Genomic DNA, 22,805 nt, shown 5'->3' with positions numbered 1-22,805 from the left:
GTTTTTTTGGGCCTATAGACCCCATTTTTCTACTAATTTATCGGCCTCAGCTTTGGTGAGATGAATAACTGCGCCATGCTTGGGTGAGGTAAAATTCGTAGTTTTCATCACGCCTTGATTGAACTGTCCGAGGTTCTTGAAGTTTACGAAATCTGTTGTTTCACTGAAACCAAAATTATGAATCGATTGCCCATAACAATCATACATCAGTACCCATTTTTCTTCGCCAATACGTTTCCATACATTAGGTGCTTCACAGGCTTGTGGTTCCGGATCGTACCAGCGTGGGTCGAATGTATAACCTCCGTTTGCACGGTCTGATATGGCTTGCTTAATACCCGCGACCCCGTCATGCGAAACGTAGAACATCCTGTATTTGTCGCCTACTTTGGTAATATCGGCATCCAATGCGGTGATTTTTTCGTCGGGATATTCAAATAGGATATGCGGAGTCGATTCCAAACGGTCGAAATCATCGTTGATATAAACGTAATATAATTTCGCAGCATCGGTGCGGTGTCGCATGGTAAAATAAACCATCAGTTTTCCGGCTTCTTCATCGAAGGTGGTCTGGGGAGCCCATGCACATCCGATATCCTGAAAGAAGGGAGCCTGGCTATCTAACCGTAGGTTTGCTCGTTTCCAATGGATCAGATCCTTAGATTTTAGAAGTACCAGCCCGCGGTTGTTTCCCCAGCCATAACCTTCGCGTTCCCATTCGGTATCGCGATACCCAGCTTGCTTAGCATAGATGTGAAGGTCGGTCATGGCTAGATAAAAGGCGCCATCTGGGCCGCGGTAAATATGTGGATCCCGGATACCTTTTTGTTCGGCAATTGTATCGCCTTTGATAACGGGTTTGCTGCCGTTCAGTGCAGTAAAGGTATAGCCGTCCCGACTTAACGCCATATGTAAACTATGGGTATCGTCGCGATGAAAAACCATTAGGTAAACGTTCATGTCTTCTTCTGTCGGAGCTTGTTGTGCTTTACTTTGTGTGACGCCGATAACCACACAGCATAAAAACAAGAGGGGGCTAAGATAGGTCTGTCTTTTTATTGAATTTATGTTCATAATATAAAGGTTTACATCTAGGGTGTAACAATAAAATTTTCTAAATAAACGAAATTTACTTGAAAAATGTAAAAATAACATTTATTTTTATTTAGCATTACGGTTGGCTTGAATGAATGTATTTTAAACCTATTTGAGCGATTTACAGACACAAAAACGGGCATATTTGTACATTTTTGTGCAGCAGTATCCAAATTTATAGACTTAATCAGATGATATGGATAATATGATCAACAAAATATTTTACATAATATTACTTCTTTTAGGAGATCTTTTAAATGCTGTTGCTCCAGTTTTCGGACAAGGATATGAAGTATCTCCAGAAGGAGCATGGTGTTGGTTTGCCGATCCGAGAGCTATCCATCATGAAAACCCCAAAAAGAAAATCCAAAAAACATATATCGGTTATATCGATGTGCGCGGTAATATCAAGGCGATGCAGTACGACTTCGTAAAAAATGAACAGGTGGAGGTACTGGTACGCTCTTGGTTTCAGCCTGACGATCATAATAACCCTACGTTTTTAGTGTTGCCCGATGATCGGGTGATGGTGTTTTATTCCCGCCACACCGATGAACGCTGTTTTTACTACCGGATTTCACAAAAGCCAGGTGATATCACGACACTCGGGGAAGAAAAAAGGCTGGAAACAAATCACAATACAACATATCCGTCACCCTTTATCTTGGCAGACGATCCGGAACATTTTTATCTCTGTTGGCGAGGGCTGAACTGGCATCCTACGATCGCTCGTTTGTCCTTACCGGATGCAGAAGACAACGTAGCCTTTGTAGGTGAGCCACATCAGATTGTACAATCTACAGGTTCCCGACCTTATGCTAAATATGTATCCAATGGTAAAGACAAAATTTATATCGCGTATACGACGGGGCATCCGGATAACGAAAATCCAAACTTCTTGTACTTCAATTATGTGGATATAAATAATCTGACATTGTACGACGTGCGAGATACTGAACTCGCGAAAATTGAAGAAGAGGCTTTTCGTGTCAACAAAACGGACGCATATATACAAGCGTTTCCGGCTACCGTGGTGGATAATCCACAACAGCGTGATTGGGTTTGGCAGGTGGCTATTGATAAAGATGGCTCTCCGGTCATTGCCTTTGTGCGGATCAGTGAAGATAAGAAGTCGCATGATTATTATTACGGGAGGTGGACAGGAGCAGCGTGGGAAAAGACGTTTCTAGCAAACGGCGGTGGACATTTTCACCAGACGGAAAACTTAGAAATGTGCTATAGCGGTGGAATGGCAATTAATCCGAATAAGGTAAATGAGGTATATTGTTCCGTTCCGGTGGACGGTACGCATGGTTCTGTATATGAGTTGATAAAATATACCCTTGATGATGCTGGTGATATCCTATCGACGGAAGCGATTACCTCCAACTCACCGAAGAATAATATACGACCTTATATGATCGAGGGAAGTTTGGGGACACCGCTGCGCCTGACTTGGATGCATGGGGATTACTATGATTGGATTGTAAGCAAGTCGCGCCCAGGGTATCCAACGGCGATTCACAGCGACTTTGAAGGTATGAACACGGCTGTTGATCTTGCTCAAGGAGCCGTCAGCAAGGAGAATGGTTTTCACGGCAAACTTGGCAAAAGATTTACCATTTCACTGGATGTAGTGACCGATACGACAAACTATGAAGGTACGTTGTTCCAGATTGGAGATTTGTCTTATCGGTTAGATAGCAATAGCTTGAAACCACAAATTGAGTTTAAAGGAACAATATACCCCAGCACGAATGTACTTGGCTCAGCAGATAGTTGGAGACAATATAACCGCGGTACAAGCGGCAAATGGTATGTTCCTGAAAAACTACAGCGTTTCAAGTTGACCTTAACGTATGAAAAAGGAATCTTGTATACCTATATCAATGGTCTGTTGGATCAATGTATAATGATTGGGAAAATCAATCAATCTGCAGTTAAATGGGCATCGCCCAATAGTTGGGTTCAAGGTATTCACGTGTATAATCGTGTACTAAATAATCAGGAGATAACCCTCCTCCATTAATCTAATACATATATTCAGACAAAATATGATGAAAAGTTCAGACCAAGTATCGAAAGCCCTATTGGGTGCATTGTTTTTCTTTTATTTATTGTTCCACCCGCCGTATATACACGCACAATCACAGAGGCAGGAATCTAAATTTGAGGGATACTTATTCGCCTATTTTGAAGGAACTGGAAAGGGAGAGCAACAAGAACAGCTCCGTTTTGCGGTTAGTGCAGATGCCGTAAATTGGACAGCGTTGAATGAAAACAGGCCTATCATGGCTTCCACTGATATTTCCCAGACCGGAGGGATACGTGATCCGCATATCTACCGTGGTGAAAATGAGGACAGCTTCTATATGGTCGCGACGGATATGTTTACGAAAAAGAATGGTTGGGATACGAATCCTGGGATCATATTGATGAAATCGGACGACTTATTGGATTGGAAGCATAGTATTTTGGACCTGGCCAAATTATACCCTAAAAAGTTTGGGAATGTGAAATGGGTATGGGCGCCGCAGGTTTTCTATGATAAAAAAGTAGGAAAATACCTCGTATATTTTACCGTTCGTTTGCATGACAATTCCAAATTGGATTTTTATGGTGCGTATGCGAATAAAGATTTTACAGGATTTGAAAAAGAGCCGACATTGTTGTTTAGCCCCAAGTTTGGTGGTATCGATGGTGATATTATCTACAAAGATGGGCTTTACCATTTCTTTTATAAAGGAAATACCAAAGATGCCGAAGGGAAAGAATTTAAAAATGGCATTCAACAAGCAACCAGTAAATCGTTGAAAGGGCCGTGGAAAGAAGATTTTATCTATTTGGATGCCTATGCGAATACATCTATTGTGGTTGAAGGATCGAGTGTCTTCAAGCTGAATGATAGCGATGAATATATCTTGATGTATGATCTTTATGCTGACGGGCGGTATGAATTCCAACGGAGTAGGGATTTGTTTGACTTTACAACGGAAACGGGATCATTTAATAAGAATTTCCATCCGCGGCATGGAAGCGTCATTGGTATTACGAGACAGGAAGCACGTCGTCTACATGCGAAATGGGGAGGTGTACCGACGGCATTGCTACAACCTCTCGAAAAAGAAGATCGCTATCATTTCGAAGCAAAAGGCAACCCGATTATTACACATCATTATACGGCTGATCCCGCGGCTCTTGTGCAAGGGGATACGCTATGGTTATATGCTGGGCATGATTTTGCGGGAGGCCAGCGGGGATATAAGATGAAAGACTGGTTGGTGTTTTCTACGACCGATATGAAAAATTGGACAGAATATCCAGTGCCGATGAAAATAACGGATTTTTCCTGGGCAAAAAGTGGTGATGCGTTTGCGGCAGATATGGTGAAACATAACGGCAAATATTATTGGTATATCAGCACGAACTGGTCGGGAATCGGCGTCGCCGTGTCTGATCGACCCGAAGGGCCATTCAAAGACGCTTTGGGTAAGCCGCTGTTGACAAATGATGACTGTTTTGCATCGACCCATTCCTGGGCTTGCATCGATCCGGCAGTATTTATTGACGAGGATGGACAAGCATGGATTTTTTGGGGAAACAGAGAGTGTTATTATGCGAAGCTAAAAGATAATATGATCGAGATTGATGGCGAGATCAAACAAGTACAATTCGAAGGATTTAGCTTTACCGAGGCACCATGGATCCATACTTATAATGGCAAGTATTATTTGACCTATGCCACGGAATTTCCCGAAAAAATTGCGTATGCTACGGCAGACAATATCGACGGTCCCTATGAATATAAGGGGATTCTCAATGAAATTGCTGGCAATAGCAACACGAACCATCAGGCTATCATACAATTTAAAGGAGATTGGTATTTTATATACCATAATGGCGGTATTAATACGGATGGAGGCAGCTATAGCCGTTCGATATGCATCGATCGGTTATACCACGATGACGACGGGACAATCAAGCGTATTGTGATGACCACAGAAGGGGTACAATAAAGAAAAGAAATGAATCAAGAAAAAAGCGCTGTAACAACATACAGCGCTTTTTTCTTGATTAGTTTAACGTAATCTCTACATCGGCTGTTTCTAGCCAAGGAGCTGTAAACCGCACAGCTAATTTCTCGTCTGGATTCCCATTGGCTTGTACATATACAATCATTTTACCGTGGTATACACGTTGTTTGTTGTCTGTGTAATCACCCATATCGGAGTTATTACCAGCTTCCATGCCTAGCAATCTACCCTTTCCAGCAACTTGGCAGGTAATTTCATCCTCTGCTAGGATAACCGGTAGGCCATCCTCATCGACAATCTGTAATTCGATTTGTGCAACGCCTCCCTGAGCTTGCACGGAAGTGCTATTTGATTGTATGATCTGGATAGCATGCGGTCTTTTACTGGATTTTATATGTTGACGAACCACCTCTTGGTTGTTGTCATCCAGTCCGATCACTTCCAGTTTTCCAGCTGTATATGGGACATCCCAGTAAATAATTCCATGCTCATCGTTATAGGCTTTGGGTTCACCAACTACTTTCCCGTTGAGTTCCAGTCGCGCTTGTGCACTGTTGGTGTAGCACACCACACGTATCTGTTGTCCCTCCTGATAATTCCAGATTGGCCAAGCATCCATCGATGGTGCCTGATCTTTTCGTTGTCCTTGTTCAGCCTCCAATTTAGACCACACATCGGTAGCAGCACCACCACCTTGTAGCGGATAGGTGCCTAAGTGTGCCACGGGTTTGTCTGCCCATAGCGCCTGGCGGAAATGCCCACGTGGTTTCACAAAACCCGCAAAATCCAATAACCCCGAATAGAATCCGCGGGATGGCCAGCGGCCGGATTCGCCAAGATAGTCGATACCAGTCCAAAGAAACTGTCCGAAAATATGTTCGTTGTCACGTACAGCTTTCCACGCACCCATATCATGGCGGTTTTCACTGCCGTAAATAACGCGATCTGGATAACGCTCATGATCTCGGTGGTAAAAGCTTTCGGTATAGTTATAGCCGGCGATATCCAATGCACCCGGATACGCTGTTTCGTTAGACATAGCCACACCAGCTAATCCAGCCGTTATCGGGCGGTTGTCGAATTTGCGCACGACAGCTGCGAGACGTTTAGCAATAGCGCCCAGACGCATTGCATCCGGCGCATCTTTTTTGTAGCCTCCGAACATGGCTTGTGTAAACCCACTTTCGGAACCACCATCTAACACGGGGTGGGAGTATGGGTCGTTAGGATAATCTACCTCATTGCCGATACTCCAAGCGAAGATAGAGATGTGGTTGCGGTCGCGTTTCACCATGTCTTCCAGATCTTTTTCACCCCATTCTTCAAAAAAATCATATGATCCTTGGAATCCTGGCGTTCCTATGTTCCAACCTTCCAACCATTTTCTCTTCGGAAATTCCCATTCATCATATGCTTCGTTCATGACGAGGAGGCCAAGCTCATCGCACAACGCGTATAAAGAAGGAGCTTGCGGGTTATGGCTGGTACGGATAGCATTGACGCCGAGTTCTTTTAGTGCTAATAAACGGCGACGCCAGACTTCCGGATAGACCTCTGCACCTAAGACACCGGCATCGTGGTGTATACAGACCCCTTTCATTTTCATCCATTCACCGTTAAGCGCAAAACCTTTGTTAGGATCAAAAGTTAAGGTACGGAAACCTGTTTTGACTTCTGATTCGTCAATCTGCTCTTTTCCTTGTAGAACGCGGGTCCTTAATGTATACTGATGTGGCGTTTCTAAACTCCACAATTTTGGGTTTTTCACGTCCAATGAAGTTTGTACCTCTTCACGCCCACCAGCCGCCAATGTCGTTTTTGTGGTTTTCTTTGCTACAACCTGACCTTGGGGATCTAGAAGTTCTGTCAGTACAGACAACGATGTTGTTTGGCCCGTTTCATTTCGTACAGCCGTTTGTACGTGCAGTGTTCCCTGCTTGTTTTTAACTTCCGGATAGGCGTACACACCCCATTGCTCTATATGGATTGGGTTAGCACGTACCAACCATACATCTCGATAGATTCCTGAACCAGTATACCATCGGGAGTCGGCGTCTTGGCTGTGGTCTACTTTAACCGCTATAGTGTTTTCTTCGCCATATTTGATATAGGGTGTAATGTCGTAGTTAAACGAGATATATCCATTCGGACGTTTGCCAATCGATTGTCCATTGACAAACACTTCACTTCGGTTGTATACGCCTTCAAAATAGATATAGAGTTTTTTACCTTTGTCTTTCTGCGAAATATTTATGGTCTTTCTATACCATCCAATACCGCCAGGTAGGTATCCGGTGGCACTTGCCAAGGTGGGGCTCAGCGGCTGTTTCACACTCCAGTCGTGCGGCAGTTGAACAGAACGCCATGAGCGACCCAATTGATCCTGTGCGATAGCTTGGTCGGTATCGCCAAGATGGAAACGCCAGTTATTATTTATTTTTTCTGCCTGGCCGAAGCCCGGTTGGGCGAAGAGAGATTGTGCGGCACTACACGATAGTAAAATGGTGACGGCCAAATACGAAATTATTTTTGTTTGTATCATCGTGATATTTAACGTGTTTTTATTAAAATACCCTGTTCAAGTGAAAGGACTTTGTATTGGTTGGGTTGGGAAAAGGATATCATATGTACGAATGTATATACTATTATTAATTAGCTAGCGATTTGTAAAAATGTTGATCTGACGTTTATTTATTACAAAAATTGAGAATTAGAATGGTATTTACAAATTGTTGAGCAAGAAGGCTCTCGAATGAATGTATTTAGAATTCTGTTTAACGAGTTGTTTTACAGTGTTATAGTTGTTTTCTTGAAAAATAGGTTTGTAATTTAATTTATTGGCTTCTGTGTTAATTGAATCATATTTTGATGTTTTTGAATGGAAAATCAACAACAATTTTTTTTTTAATCTAGACTTTTGAATTGGAATTTGTGAATAGCTAACTAAAAAATATCACTGCAAATAAACTAATTCTCAAAACTGTATTTAGAACGCATATTGTAGAACATCTAAGGTATGGTAATATACCTTTTTGAGAACTTGATTCTCATGGACGGTTTTTATGGTACGCAATAAGTAAAAACAACTAACATAACGAAGTACTATTTATGGAAAGAATGAACCTATTAGAAGATCCCTAACAGCTAAAGTTAAATTAAGATCATCACGTCGATGGTGATGAGCATTTTCTTGGAAAAGAATGATCTAAAATATGAAGAATTATAAACGAATAAACTATGCGAAAACCAACTATTTACCACAAGCATTATTTAATAGCTTGTATCATGTTAATACTGTGTATGTACAGTATACCGTTTGTTTCTGCCCAAACAGGACAGGTGCGGGTAGAAGGAACAGTGTCTGATGGGACTGGTCCCTTGGCGGGTGTGACAGTGTCTATTAAAGAAGGAATAAATTTAGGCATTACGGATGCAAATGGACGTTATTCCATTGATGTTGCCCTAAATGCTACCCTAGTCTATAACTATGTAGGGTATAATCGTATCGAAAAACGTCTTACAGAAGTGACGCCTAATGCCCAGAAAGTGTACGTCCTCAATGTTGTGATGGAACAATTGGGAGGTGAAGAAATTGAGGACGTTGTTGTCGTCGGTTTTGGAACACAGAAGAAAGGATCTCTAGTTAGTTCTATTACGACTATAAACCCCAAAGAGCTAAAAGGCCCGACATCAAACTTGACGACCATGATAGCAGGACGTATTTCGGGAATGATTGCTTATCAGCAAAGTGGAGAGCCGGGAGCCGACAACGCGGACTTCTTTATACGTGGTCTAGGATCATTCGGAGCAGGAAAAGTCGATCCGCTTATCCTAGTTGACGGTATCGAGTCCTCTCCAACGGATATGGCAAGACTTCAACCAGATGATATTGAAGCTTTCTCTGTACTGAAAGATGCCACAGCAGCAGCAGTATATGGTGCTAGGGGCGCCAATGGTGTGATTTTGATTACAACCAAAACGGGTGCTGCAGGTAAAACAAAATTTAGCTTTCGGGCGGAGAATAGAATGTCTTCCAACACACGTAATTTTCAGTTTGCCGACAATATTCGATATATGGAATTGGCGAACGAAGCGGCATTAACACGGAATCCGCTGGCTATTTTACCTTATGTACAAACGAAAATTGATCGGACGGCAGCAGGCGATGATCCGTTGTTGTATCCAAATAACAATTGGATCGATATGCTTATAAAAGATTATACTTTTAATCAAGGATATAATATCAATGCCAGCGGTGGTGGAGAACGGGCTCGTTATTATGTAGCGGGAACCTACAATATTGATAATGGTGTGCTCAAAGTTGATGGTCGAAACAACTTCAATAACAATATTAAACTAAAAAACTATTCTATACGTACTAATGTTGATTTAAAATTGACACCTACCACAGATGCCGCTATCAAAGTGTATGGACAATTTGATGATTATAGTGGGCCGGTGGGAAGTTACGATGAAAATAACAACAGAATTCATGGGGGACAACATATTTTCAGAAGTGCAATATGGTCGAACCCCGTGATGTTCCCTGCGGTATATCCAGCTTCGTTTTCTCCGTATACAGAACATCCATTGTTTGGAGGTGCAGTTTCAGGGCTAGGTAGTACATCTTTGCTAACGAACCCTTATGCGGAAATGGTGAGAGGGTATGAGGTGTATAAAACTTCTACGTTGCAGCCGCAGTTAGAATTGAAACAAGATTTCAGTTTTATCACGCCTGGATTAAGTGCGAGAGCAATGGGATATTTAAAGCGATATTCCTATTTTAATGTGGTAAGGCAGTATAATCCGTTTTATTATCGTTCCTACCTGAATCCGGTAACAGGCGAAATTGATCTGTCCGTACTGAACGACGGCGGACCTAACTCCATTGGTGTAACAGGATCGGAATACCTGAACTATTCCGAGGGTGATAAGAATCTGGATTCCCGTATGTACATGGAAGCTTCTGTGAATTATGCACAGCGATTCGGGAAACATGATGTTTCAGGTATGCTGATCACCATTTTATCGAGCTACCAAACAGGTAATGCAGGGTCCGTACAATCTTCTCTGGAGCAACGTAACCAAGGTCTTTCGGGACGTTTTACGTATGGCTATGATGATCGCTATTTAGCGGAATTTAATTTCGGTTATAATGGATCCGAGCGGTTTGCAAGCGGATACCGTTTTGGTTTCTTTCCGTCTTTTGGCATGGCTTATAGAGTGTCTAACGAGAAGTTCTTTGAACCCCTACACAATACAATAAACGACTTGAAATTTCGAGGATCTTTTGGCTGGGTAGGAAACGACCAGATCGGACGACGTGAGGATCGCTTTTTCTATCTTTCTGAGGTTAATCTAAACGATGGCGCATATGGAGCTGTTTTTGGTGAGAACAGTTTTTATAGCCGACCTGGCGTCTCTATATCTCGTTACGCGAACAATTTAATCACTTGGGAAAAATCCAGACAGATTAATTTAGGCATGGACATGTCACTATTCAATAACTCGACAGAAATTATCGTAGATGCTTTTCATCAAAGAAGATACAATATTTTAGAACCTCGATCTTTTTTGAGCCCGACAATGGGATTAATGGGGGGAACTCCACAGGCTAACACGGCCGAAGCCGAAAGTAAAGGTTTAGATGCCTCCATTAATTACAATAAATCGTTTTCGCAAGCTTGGTGGGCAACCTTACGGGCAAATTTCACATTTGCTACGAGCAAGATACTAAAGAGGGATGAGCTAGACTATCCCGAAAACATGTCTTATTTATACCGTACGGGACATTCTGTCGCACAAACGTTTGGCCTCATCGCCGAAAGGCTTTTTGTAGACGATGTGGAAGTAGCTAACTCTCCGCAACAGTTTGGAACCTATATGGGAGGGGATATTAAATATAGAGATATGAATGGTGACGGATCGATTACGTTAAATGATATGGTTCCCATCGGTTGGCCGACAACCCCGGAGATTACGTACGGTTTTGGGGGAACTGTTGGCTATAAAGACTTTGATTTAAGCTTGTTTTTTCAAGGTTCTGCGCGATCGTCGTTCTTTATTAACCCGGAAAATATATCCCCCTTTGTGCTCAATGGCGGAGCGCAGAACGGTTTGTTACGTGTGATTGAAGAAAGTCATTGGTCAGAAGATCATCGAGATGCGTATGCTTTTTGGCCGAGATTGAGCCCGCAGTTTGTACAGAATAATACACTACGATTTGGAAATAATCAGTACCAATCGACGTGGTGGATGCGTAACGGTACCTTCCTTCGCTTGAAAAATGTGGAGATTGGTTACAACCTACCTACCGATAAGTCACAACGGTTCGGTGTGAATAGACTTAGAATGTATTTAAGCGGTTCTAACTTATGGGTATGGAGTAAGTTTAAGATGTGGGATGTAGAGATGGGTGGAAAAGGCTTAGGCTACCCTGTACAGTCGGTGTATAACGTCGGTATATTGGTAGACTTTTAATAGGGGTGTTAATAAAGAAAGACGCAAAGATGAAACTTAAAAGATTAAAGAAAATAATATGGGCTGCCTCCATTATTGGATTTGGAATGAGCCAATCTTGCGATAGTTATTTGGATGTTGTACCAGATAATGTATCGACCATTGATCATGCCTTCAAATTGCGAAATGAGGCTGAAAAATACTTGTTTACGTTATATAGCTATTTGCCTAAAAATGGTAGCGTGGCCAATATCGGTATGCTAGCAGGAGATGAGATATGGATTCCTTATCAAACCAGTATCTATAGTAATGCATTTGAAATAGCACGAGGTAATCAAAGCGTGTCGAATGCCTATGTCGGATCTTGGAATAGCATGTATCAAGCTATTCGTCATTGTAATATCTTTTTAGAAAATGCGAATGATCCGACGAAAATTCGAGACATCACCGATGTTGAACGTCGGAGATGGATTGGTGAAGCAGAATTTTTGAAAGCATATTATCATTTCCTTTTAGTACGTATGTATGGCCCGGTTCCCTTGATTCAAACGAATTTGGGAATCGATGCGACCAAAGAAGAAGTGGCGATACCGAGAAACTCTATAGATGAGTGTATCGCGTATATCGTAGAGTTATTGGATGCTTCAGCTGATAAACTTCCGATGATCATTACAGACAGGACTTTGGAATTAGGGCGTTTAACCAGACCGATTGCTAAAGCAGTGAAGGCGAAAGTATTGTTAACGGTGGCAAGTCCATTATTCAATGGAAATTCAGATTATGCAAACTATACTAATAAAGATGGAAAGCTCCTGTTTGACCAAGAATTTAAGAGCGAAAAATGGGTGCAGGCCGCTGCGGCGGCAAAAGAAGCAATTGATATAGCAGAAGAAGCCGGACATAAATTGTTTACAATGCCGCCGACTTCATTTTCACTTTCAGAACAAACGATGTTAGAGCTCGATTTGCGTCAAGCGATTACAGAGCGTTGGAACGAAGAGCACATCTGGGCAAATTCAAATAGCACGACGGCAGACTTACAATTGCAGGCCATGGCACCCTTACATATTGATCATAATCATAACAATGCCCGAAAAATCTTATCACCTCCATTGAAGGTCGCTAGACAATTCTATACGAAAAATGGTGTGCCTATTAACGAGGATAGAACATTGTCTTTCAGGGATGATACGGAGTTGAGGATCGCGACACATGAAGAACGATTCCGTATTGCTGAGGGATTTGAAACCTCGCGTCTACATTTTGATAGAGAGCCTCGTTTTTATGCTAGCTTGGCTTTTGATGGTGCGGTATGGTACAAATATGATAGTCCGAGTAATTCTGATGAAAATACTTTTGTTTTGCGGAGTAAACGAACGGACTACGCGGGTAGTACACATGCCTTTCACTTTAATGTTACCGGATATTTTATCAAAAAACTAGTGGATTGGAACCAAACGATGAGTTCTTCTGGAGCTTCCTATCGCGTTTATCCTTGGCCGGAAATCCGCTTGGCAGATGTATACCTGATGTATGCAGAAGCTTTGAATGAGGCGTATGGGCCTGATAATGATGAGGTATTTGTCTATCTTGATAAGATTCGTGATAGGGCTGGTTTGGAAGGTGTGAAAGAATCTTGGACAACCTATTCAACGAACCCGTCCAAATTCACGACCAAAGAAGGGTTGCGCGAAATTATACATCAGGAACGTTTGATCGAACTAGCGTTTGAGGGGCATCGTCTCTGGGATTTGAAACGTTGGAAAAAGTCAGCGATTTATTTGAATGCACCGATTACGGGTTGGAATATGGCAGGTGAAAATGCCATTTCATATTACCAAATCAATACGGTCTATCAACAACGTTTTGTTGCACCAAGGGATTATTTTTGGCCGCTATCAGAAAACGCAGTTATTCAAAATAAAAATCTAGTTCAATCACCTGGATGGTAAAATAATAAATTAAATGAAAGATAAAATGAAAAATATAGTTAATTTTTTATTGCTGTGCATTTTAGGAGTGGGCTTCTGGAGCTGTGGTGAAGATGGTCTTCGTACCCCCTTGGAAAATAATCAAGACGCTCCAGGTCCTGTTACCAATGTTCAAGTGGAGAATTTAGCCGGAAAGGCGAAACTCTCCTATACGGTGCCGAGTCAGCAGGATCTCTTGTATGTGAAAGCAGTGTATAAACTTCCCCATGGTAAGCCGATGGAGGTAAAATCTTCGTATTATAATAATTGGTTAATGGTAGAAGGCTTTGCTAACGAAGGGGAGTACGATGTGGAGCTGTATGCCGTCAACCGCAGCGAAAAAGTTTCGGAAGTTACAAAAGTGAAGATACATCCACAGGAGTCTCCAATTTGGGATATTTATAGAAGTATGGAAGTAGCACCCGCATTTAGTGGTGTAAATGTGCGGGCAGATAACCCGGAACGTAGCGAAGTTGCTATACAGATTATGCAAAAAGATGAATACGGAGAATGGGTTACGCATCCCAATAGCTTGTATACGGCTACCGATGACATCGCCTATATTATGCGTGATGCAAGCCTGGATACCGTAGATCAACCGTTTGCTTTTACTGTCCGGGACCGTTGGTTGAACTATACCGACACACTGTATGCAAATATCAAACCGCTCTATGAAACTGCGATTCCGAAATCTGGATATGTAGGCATGAACCTGCCGGGGGATGCTCCTCACAACCCTTCGACTTCCATGGCAGGAATGTGGGATAATAACATTTGGGATTGGCCCAGCGTCTATCAGACAAAAAATGCGCATCCAGGAATACATGTCATTACGTTTGATATTGGGCGCCTGGCGAAACTGAGCCGTATCGTGATATGGGATTATCCGGAGTATTTCAGTAGCGGTGGATTTGGAAGAACGTATTATTATTTAGGAAACCTTAAAGAATTTGAAGTATGGGGTTCGGACAATCCTCCAGCTGACGGAAGTTTCGATAACTGGCATCTGATGGGTAAATATAACGCAACAAAGCCATCAGGACTTCCGTTCGGCCAGCAGAATAATGAGGACTACCAGACGGCAAATGCAGGACTCAGTTGGGATTTCGATGTTACAGCGCCAAAAGTTAGATACCTACGGATAAGAAGCATTAAGAATTGGGGAGGAACGACCTATATGGGAATAGGAGAAGTCCAAGTTTATGGTGACCCCCGTTAGATACGAAATTACTTTTAAGAAACAAATTGAAAAATCATGAATTTTTGGAAACAATATAGATTCTTCCTCTTTATATCTCTTGTCTTGGGATTAAGTATGGGTTGTTCAAAGATGGACGACTGGAAGAAGTATGTCGCCGATGGCGAAATATCTTACACAGGGAAGCTAGATTCTCTTCGGATTTTCTCAGGTAAAAATAGAGTTAAGTTAGCGGGTTTGTTTATTTCAGATCCAAAAGTTACTGAGTGTCGGATTTTTTGGAACGATAGGAGAGACTCGATCTCAGTTCCCGTTGAGCGTACACTTGATGTTGATACATTAGAGGTGTTATTGGAAAACATGGCAGAAAATGTATATAACTTTGAAGTTGTTACGTACGACGCATTAGGTAATCCCTCTATAACGGTACACAGCATTGGTACGGTATACGGAGACCGTTATCAGACATCTTTGTTTGATAGGCCTTTATCACGAAGAGATTTAACAACGTATAGTGGGGTGTTTCTTGGTACACTAGGTAATGTCGACTTATCGTCTGGTATTTTCGCTTCAGAGATCAAGTATACTAACCTGGAAAACCAGGAAAAAGTTTTACGGTTGCCGATTGGTGAAAAAGACTTTGAACTAGATGACGTAAACGCAGATTACCCCATGTTGTCGCGGAGCTTATTTCTTCCCGATAGTACTTGTTTGGATACATTTTATACCGCATATGCGGAAATTAGGCCCGATTATGTGTTTTACCGTAATTTAAACGCTCCTTTCGACGCACACAACATTTCCGGGCGATGGGGCGTGATCTCTGATTGGATTTCCAATGCTGAGGCGAATAATATTAGCGGTGGTAGAGGCACTACGGACACTAATACAGGTATAAGAGTTCTTTCTGCCGAGGCCGGTTGGGGTACGCCGAATATCAACAATGGTAAAATTTATCAGACAGCAACACTGCCTGCAGGAGAATACGAGGTTGTCATTGAGTTTACCCGTAACAATGTTACCGCAAATGTGGATGCTTTCAATAACCTGATTTATTTTGTTGCTACGGATAACGGTAATATCCCAAATGCAGCAGACGTTGAATCCGTATCTACGTTAGGTTATTATAATCTAAAATGGATAGCAGATGGTTATCAAACGGTTAGATTCCGTTTTGAGAATCCTCAGAATCAGCCGATCACGATTGGTTTTGTAACCAACTTAATGAGCTCGAGCAATCAGTTCTTTAATGTCAGGGGATTGTCGGTCTCGCTGATTTATGAATAAATAATATAGGTGCTTTTCTAATAGATACTCAGCTGTTTAGGAAAGCACTTTTTTTCATTCAAAAATAAAACAAGTATGAGAATCATTTATTTAGTTTGTCTATTTCTTTGTTGCGTAAGTTGTAGTAAATCTAACGATTCTGTTTCCCAAGACCCCGATGATGATACGCCTGTTGCGGAATCCAAAGCTATTGTTTTTAAACATGAATCTACAAGCAATCTCAATTACTATACGGCTAGTTTATCTTTTCAAATTACGGAGGGAAACACAGGTGTTCTGTCCCGAGGAGTTGCTTATGCGCTGCATGAAACTCCTACAGTAGATGATGCCAAGGCTTCGGCACAAGGTGTTTCCGGAGGAGGAAGGTTCACCGTAAAATTAGAAGGACTATTGCCCGGAAAAATGTATTACGTCCGCCCTTTTGCGAAACAATCTAGCGGTATATCCTATGGAGAGGAAATCACTTTTTCAACTATCGCTTTTCCCGAACCTATTGTTTATCTGGATTCAACCACGTTTGAAAACACAACTAAATTTGAAGAGCATTGGAATATGTTTTATCCTTGGGGAACGGACCACAATGGTTCCGCTCGTATGTATGAGGAACAGGTTTCGCTAGTAGGTGACGGCGAGTTGAAAGTACAAGCAGATAGAACAGAAGAATGGGAGGGGAACAGCAGTGCCGACCCTTGGTTACGGATATATTACCATTCTGGCGCAATCCATTATAAGAATCACATTACGGTAACAGATGAAGAACCCTACTGGATAATTAGTGGCGATTTTAAAGTGCCGACCATGGTTGGATCCTGGCCGGCGTTCTGGATTACCGGTGCATGGAATTGGCCTCCTGAGATTGATATCATGGAGTTTAAAGGGAACAGTACCAACTGGCAAAATACAGTGACAGGCCCGAATTGGCAAAATACTTCTTGGCAAACCACAAAGACCTACGTAGCGAATGCTGGGGATTGGCATAATTATAAATTGGTTATGTACAAGACGTCCGCCACAGACATCGCTGCGGAGCTATTTATTGATGGCGAAAAAAAAGCGACACATCATGCTGATTTTGTCGCTAAACCATTCTGGCTAATTATTAATATGCAGATGGAGGGGGCTAGCGGAGGGCACGCATCCGGGCCACAACATGCAGAAATGTATGCACGTAATGTGTATGTTGCAGCCTATGATGTTATTCCATAATACGAAAGAATTTTAATTGACTAAAAAGGTAATGGGGCACATGTAGATACCGGATTTGAATCTGACTATATCATTACTACATTAATTTTGGAAGGTTTTAAACGAGATGGAATTCCAATTGATTAAATAGAAAAATATACACATGAAGATCATTCTCTTTTTAACACTGCTTTTGCATGTTGTCACTTCGGTAACTGTAAATGCACAAGAAAGGTTGATCGGGGTGCATGACCCGGTCGCCATTCGTGAAGGTGGTTACTATTACGTATTTGCAACCGGCAATGGAATCAGTGTGATGCGTTCGGCCGATATGAAAAACTGGACTAGGTTGGCTTCGGTATTTAAAACTCCTCCTCAGTGGGCCACGAAAATGATCCATGCCTTTGAGGGGCATATATGGGCCCCCGATATCATTAAGCACAATGGTACGTATTATCTTTACTATTCCATTTCCAGTTTTGGAACAAGAACCTCGGCGATTGGTGTGGCTACGGCGAAGACGCTTGATCAGGAATCCCCGGATTTTGGTTGGACTGACCATGGTATGGTAGTGCGTTCTTACGAAGGCTGCAACTGGAACGCTATTGATCCCAATATCATCATCGACGAACATGGAATCCCGTGGATGACTTTTGGATCGTGGTGGGACGGTATACAGTTGGTTCGATTAACGGACGATCTGCTTTGTCTCCAACAGCCTGAAGAGTGGTATGCGCTCTCCAGTCGTTCCCGCGATGAAAACGGACGTTATATTGGCAATATTGGTGCGGTAGAAGCGCCGTTTCTTGTTCACAAAGACGGATACTACTACCTTTTTGTTTCATTTGATAACTGTTGTGCCGGTGTAAACAGTACCTATAAAGTGGCTGTTGGCAGATCGAAGAATATTCGTGGGCCTTATCTTGACCGTGAAGGAAAAGATATGTTACAGGGTGGAGGTACTATTGTTGTACAGGGCAACGATCGCTTTCCCGGAGTAGGACATCAGGCCGTGTATCGATTGGAATCGAAGGATTATCTATTCTTCCATGCGTATGATCGCGATGATAATGGACGATCAAAACTTTTAATACGTGAAATAGCGTGGGATGAAATGGGTTGGCCAAGCGTGAGACTTTAACTGCGAAATAATGTAGTTATTTATCATAAAATACCGTCCGTCTTTCTTGAAGATTGCCGGTGCTTCGTTGTGCCCGGCCGGGGCAATCCGGACATATTTTCCGGTATAGTCCAAATAGTCCTCCGTCAATTCCGCAATATGTAACGTAAGGTTATCTTCCGAAGAGTAAATATGATAACCCTTGTTGTCATTGTCCACAAAAAGCGTCATATCACGGGACATCTGTCCGCTTTCAAAATCACGACGTATAAACAGTCCGTTTTCAATAGCTTTTGTCCATTCTTTTGTCCACCATAACGAATCACCCCCTACTTTGGCTTATTAATGACGTATAATCAAGGAGATGGTTGTGTTTTCTACATATTTGAATGAATAATCGACATATAAAGCATTGAAATTAACCAATTTTGATAACAGTTAATCAAACGTAAGCATAAAATTAGAATGGTTAAGAGATTTATCAACCTAAACGTACTGCTCTTATTGGGACTATCTATCCAGATAATAACGGTGCTAGCACAGCCCAACGAATGGGAAAATCCACACGTTTTGGATTTCAATAAAGAAAAGCAACGTGCGTCCTTGCGCTATTACGATAGTGCGGATCAAGCGCGATCTGGCGGATCGGAAAGTACCAAGCAGGTATTATCCCTGAATGGTGATTGGAAATTTCATTTTGCCGCTACCCTCGCAGAGCGTCCGTTGGATTTTTACCACACACAGACAGATGAAACAAATTGGACAACATTGCCTGTTCCGGCCAATTGGGAAATGCACGGACATGGTATACCTATTTATACCAACATCGTTTATCCCTTTCCGGCCAATCCACCTTATGTCGGTCAGGAAGTACCTGTAGGGACTTATCGTAAACATATCAAGCTACCTACGGATTGGCGTTCGAAACAAGCCATTCTACAGTTTGGTTCGATATCTGGCTACGCGGTGATTTATGTCAACGGAAAGAAAGTAGGAATGAACAAAGTATCCAAGATGCAGGCAGAATTTGATATCAGCGATGTGTTGCAGGACGGACAAAATACGATTGCCGTGCAGGTCTTTAAATACCATGATGGAAGTTACCTGGAAGATCAGGACATGTGGCGTTTAGGTGGTCTGGATCGTGATGTCGCATTGCTTTTACTACCGAAAACAACAATTTGGGATATCGAACAATATGCCGACCTCGATGCGGAATATAAAGACGGGATTTTTACGACGAAGGTTGCTGTCCGTAATTTTGAAAAAGCGGCAGGACAAGGTAAAGTAAAAATGGAATTGTTCTATAGCAATCAATCCGTTTGGAAGACAGAGCAATCTTTCCATTCTACCGATAGTGTAGTATATGTCGAAGCAAAGAAAAAGATAGTCAATGTCCATCCGTGGAGTGGGGAGATACCGAATTTATATCGCGCAGTCTATACCCTATATGATGCTGGAGGAAAGCCGGTACAAAGCACGGCCATACATGCCGGTTTCCGTAAGGTCGAAATAAAAAAGGCACAATTGCATATTAATGGCGTGCCGATATATGTGAAAGGTGTCAATCGCCATGAACAACATCCTACTAAAGGGCGTGCGATAGATCGGGAAGATATGATCCGGGATGTTCAGCTGATGAAAGAATTGAACATCAACGCGGTTCGGAACTCCCATTATCCATCAGATCCGAGATGGTATGAACTGTGTGATGAATATGGTATGTATCTCGTTGACGAGGCCAACATCGAAACCCATGGAATGGGTGCGGAGTGGCAGGCGTGGTTCAACAAAGAACGCCATCCGGCCTATCGAGAGGAATGGAAACCGGCGCACTTGGACCGGATTGAACGGATGTTTGAACGCAGCAAAAATCATCCTAGTGTGATCATTTGGAGTTTGGGCAATGAATGCGGAAACGCTCCGGTATTCTACGAAGCTTATGATTGGCTGAAGCAGCGCGACCTTTCTCGTTTGGTACAGTTTGAACAGGCTGGGGAAAACAGCAATACGGATATTGTCGCTCCTATGTATCCCCACATGAACAGCATCTGGAATTACGCAAAAGCTACAGACAAGACTCGTCCCTATATCATGTGTGAATATGCCCACGCCATGGGAAACAGTACAGGTAATTTTAAAGACCTTTGGGATATCATTAAAGCTTATCCACACATGCAGGGTGGCTTTATTTGGGACTGGATGGATCAGGGTATGGGAACAGACGATGGTTACGGCAATAAATTTTGGGCGTATGGCGGTGACTTGGGTGGATTCCATTTGCAAAATGATGAAAATTTTGTAGCGAATGGTTTGGTTAACCCTGATCGTACAGTACCGCATCCCGGTGCTTACGAAGTGAAAAAGGTGTACCAGAATATTGACTTCGAGGCGGAGGATGTCATAAACGGTGAGATAATCGTGAAAAATGCTTTCCATTTCAAGGACTTATCGGATTATATTTTTGTTTGGGAAATTATCGAAGATGGACAGCAGATTGAAGAAGGAACCTTCGAACTGGATTTACCTGCTGGTGCACAGAAAGTTATTTCCATTCCTGTGGCAGCTTGGCAAGAGGAAAAAGAGTATTTTATCAATATCAAAGCTGTGTTAAAGGAAGATCAGCCGTTATTAACCGCTGGACATAGCATTGCAAACGAACAATTGCACATACAGGGAGATTATTTCGCACAACGTATTGCCGTTGATGGGCAACTAAAAGTGGAGCATACGGAAGAGCAATTGAAATTCTCGAATGGTAACATTAGCGGTGTATTTAATTTGAAAAATGGAGAATTTACAAACTACGCTATCGATGGTGTGCGAGTGATACAAAATTTTCCGATTCCTTATTTTTGGCGTGCCCCGACAGATAACGATTTTGGTAATGGGATGCCGGAGAAATTAGGTATATGGCGCAATGCTCATGTAAACCGAAAGGTGAAATCGGTAGATGTGAAGAAATTGGATGGTAACCGGTATGAAATAGTGACCGGTTACGAACTGACAGGAATCTATGTTCCTTACACAGTGAAGTATACGATAAATAGTGATGCTTCCGTTACGGTGACAGCGAGCATGGACATGGGCGATCGCGAACTGCCGGAGCTACCTCGTTTTGGTATGCGGATGATCATTGACCGTCAGTTCGAGCACTTACGGTATTATGGACGTGGCCCCTGGGAGAATTATATCGACCGAAACTATTCTTCGGAAATAGGTATATATAAGGATAAAGTAGATAACCAGTATTTCTACGAATATATGCGTCCGCAGGAGTCCGGTAACAAAACCGACGTTCGTTGGTTGCAACTGGTGAATGAAAAAGGGATAGGATTGGAAATATCCGGTGTGCAGCCCCTTGGGTTTTCGGCAACACGCTATTCGGTGGAAGAGCTGGATCCCGGAATGACCAAAAAACAAATCCACCCGTATCAGCTCAAAAAATCGGAACATACACAGCTGCACGTCGATTTAAAACAACGGGGAGTAGCCGGAGACAATAGCTGGGGGGCATTACCACATGTTCCGTATAGACTAATGGACTCGGCATACTCCTATGGTTATACGATAAAAGCAATAAACAGGTAAATATGAAAAGATGGAGATTAACAATATTTGCCGCCTGCATAGTATTATTTGCTAAGCAGGCGGAAGCCCAAAAAGGAGCAGATAGATATAAAAATGAAGGATATGAACTGGTTTGGGCAGATGAATTTGATCAGGATGGAAAGATAAATCCAGCATATTGGCACTTCGAACGCGGTTTTGCTCGTAACCAGGAGCTGCAATGGTATCAGGAGGATAATGCTTGGTGCGAAAATGGCCTCCTGATTATCGAAGCTAGAGCAGAAAAAAGGAAAAACCCAACCTATGATCCTTCCTCCAATCATTGGGGGAGAAAGCGGGAATATATAACACATACCTCATCGTCGATCAATACCGGCGGGAAGAAAAGCTGGCTGTATGGCCGTTTTGAGATGCGGGCTAAGATTGATGTCAGTGATGGCTTATGGCCGGCATTCTGGACATTGGGTGTCGACAAAGAATGGCCATCCAACGGAGAGATCGATATCATGGAGTATTACAAAGGAAAGATTTTAGCCAATATCGCCTGTGGTACATCTACACGTTGGAACGCCGAATGGTATAGCAAAACCCGTAGTATCGAAGCGTTGGGCGGAAAGTCTTGGGCTGATGACTTCCATATATGGCGAATGGACTGGACGCCGGAATACATCGCTTTGTATGTAGACGACGAGCTGATGATCAAAGAACCGTTGAGCAAGCTACACAATAAAGATGGTTCTGGGTTTAACCCTTTCCAGCAACCTCACTACATCTTGGTGAACTTGGCGATGGGAGGGATGAATGGGGGGCAACTCAACGATACCAAATTCCCCAACCGCTATGAAGTTGATTATGTGCGCGTGTATCAGCAACGGTAGTATCATTTT

The 22,805-nt window shown here is 42.5% G+C and carries 13 protein-coding genes; 10 read left to right on the top strand and 3 right to left on the bottom strand.

Going from position 1 to position 22,805, the window contains the following annotated elements; translation table 11 throughout:
* Positions 1-12 precede the first annotated feature (12 nt).
* On the bottom strand, positions 13-1,074 hold the full coding sequence (locus C5749_RS04590) for a glycoside hydrolase family 43 protein (protein WP_219847900.1): 1,062 nt from the start codon (positions 1,072-1,074) through the stop codon (positions 13-15).
* Between the two features lie 226 nt (positions 1,075-1,300).
* On the opposite strand from C5749_RS04590, the gene C5749_RS04585 reads away from it, so the two are divergent.
* Both C5749_RS04585 and C5749_RS04580 read left to right on the top strand, forming a co-directional pair.
* On the top strand, positions 1,301-3,124 hold the full coding sequence (locus tag C5749_RS04585) for a BNR repeat-containing protein (protein WP_105725221.1): 1,824 nt from the start codon (positions 1,301-1,303) through the stop codon (positions 3,122-3,124).
* Positions 3,125-3,149: 25 nt separating this feature from the next.
* Entirely contained in the window at positions 3,150-5,111 is a 1,962-nt protein-coding gene (locus C5749_RS04580; RefSeq protein ID WP_219847899.1) for a family 43 glycosylhydrolase, read from the top strand.
* 58 nt (positions 5,112-5,169) lie between these two features.
* On the opposite strand, the gene C5749_RS04575 is transcribed toward C5749_RS04580, so the two are convergent.
* Positions 5,170-7,671: a glycoside hydrolase family 2 TIM barrel-domain containing protein gene (locus C5749_RS04575; protein WP_105723414.1), complete on the bottom strand. Its 2,502-nt coding sequence runs from the start codon at positions 7,669-7,671 to the stop codon at positions 5,170-5,172.
* 743 nt (positions 7,672-8,414) lie between these two features.
* On the opposite strand from C5749_RS04575, the gene C5749_RS04570 reads away from it, so the two are divergent.
* From C5749_RS04570 to C5749_RS04545, 6 genes are all read left to right on the top strand, one after another.
* Positions 8,415-11,609 (top strand): SusC/RagA family TonB-linked outer membrane protein, encoded by a 3,195-nt coding sequence (locus tag C5749_RS04570; protein WP_105723412.1) that lies wholly within the window; start codon positions 8,415-8,417, stop codon positions 11,607-11,609.
* Positions 11,610-11,638: 29 nt separating this feature from the next.
* The gene (locus C5749_RS04565) at positions 11,639-13,540 is read left to right on the top strand and encodes a RagB/SusD family nutrient uptake outer membrane protein (RefSeq protein WP_105723410.1); all 1,902 of its coding nucleotides are present in this window, start codon (positions 11,639-11,641) and stop codon (positions 13,538-13,540) included.
* Between the two features lie 25 nt (positions 13,541-13,565).
* Positions 13,566-14,777, top strand: coding sequence for a DUF5000 domain-containing lipoprotein (locus C5749_RS04560; protein ID WP_219847898.1), 1,212 nt, complete (start codon positions 13,566-13,568; stop codon positions 14,775-14,777).
* A gap of 36 nt (positions 14,778-14,813) precedes the next feature.
* Positions 14,814-16,043, top strand: a complete 1,230-nt coding sequence (locus tag C5749_RS04555) for a DUF4998 domain-containing protein (protein WP_105723407.1) — start codon at positions 14,814-14,816, stop codon at positions 16,041-16,043.
* Between the two features lie 75 nt (positions 16,044-16,118).
* On the top strand, positions 16,119-17,249 hold the full coding sequence (locus C5749_RS04550) for a LamG domain-containing protein (protein WP_105723405.1): 1,131 nt from the start codon (positions 16,119-16,121) through the stop codon (positions 17,247-17,249).
* Positions 17,250-17,391: 142 nt separating this feature from the next.
* Positions 17,392-18,369 (top strand): family 43 glycosylhydrolase, encoded by a 978-nt coding sequence (locus tag C5749_RS04545; protein ID WP_105723403.1) that lies wholly within the window; start codon positions 17,392-17,394, stop codon positions 18,367-18,369.
* Here the strand turns inward: C5749_RS04545 and C5749_RS04540 are convergent.
* Positions 18,316-18,591, bottom strand: coding sequence for a glycoside hydrolase family protein (locus tag C5749_RS04540; RefSeq protein ID WP_219847897.1), 276 nt, complete (start codon positions 18,589-18,591; stop codon positions 18,316-18,318). The two genes, C5749_RS04545 and C5749_RS04540, sit on opposite strands and share 54 nt — an antisense overlap.
* Before the next feature lie 222 nt (positions 18,592-18,813).
* On the opposite strand from C5749_RS04540, the gene lacZ reads away from it, so the two are divergent.
* Together lacZ and C5749_RS04530 are read left to right on the top strand one after the other, a co-directional pair.
* Entirely contained in the window at positions 18,814-21,939 is a 3,126-nt protein-coding gene (lacZ, locus tag C5749_RS04535) for a beta-galactosidase, LacZ type (protein WP_105723401.1), read from the top strand.
* A gap of 2 nt (positions 21,940-21,941) precedes the next feature.
* Positions 21,942-22,796 carry a glycoside hydrolase family 16 protein gene (locus tag C5749_RS04530; RefSeq protein WP_105723399.1) on the top strand — a complete coding sequence of 285 codons (855 nt, stop codon included), beginning with the start codon at positions 21,942-21,944 and terminating at the stop codon, positions 22,794-22,796.
* Positions 22,797-22,805: the final 9 nt, after the last annotated feature.

The organism is Sphingobacterium gobiense, from assembly GCF_002980575.1.
In the GTDB taxonomy this organism is placed as follows: domain Bacteria; phylum Bacteroidota; class Bacteroidia; order Sphingobacteriales; family Sphingobacteriaceae; genus Sphingobacterium; species Sphingobacterium gobiense.
The sequence above is the reverse complement of the archived record's forward strand: the minus strand, read 5'-3'. Positions and strand labels throughout refer to the sequence as shown.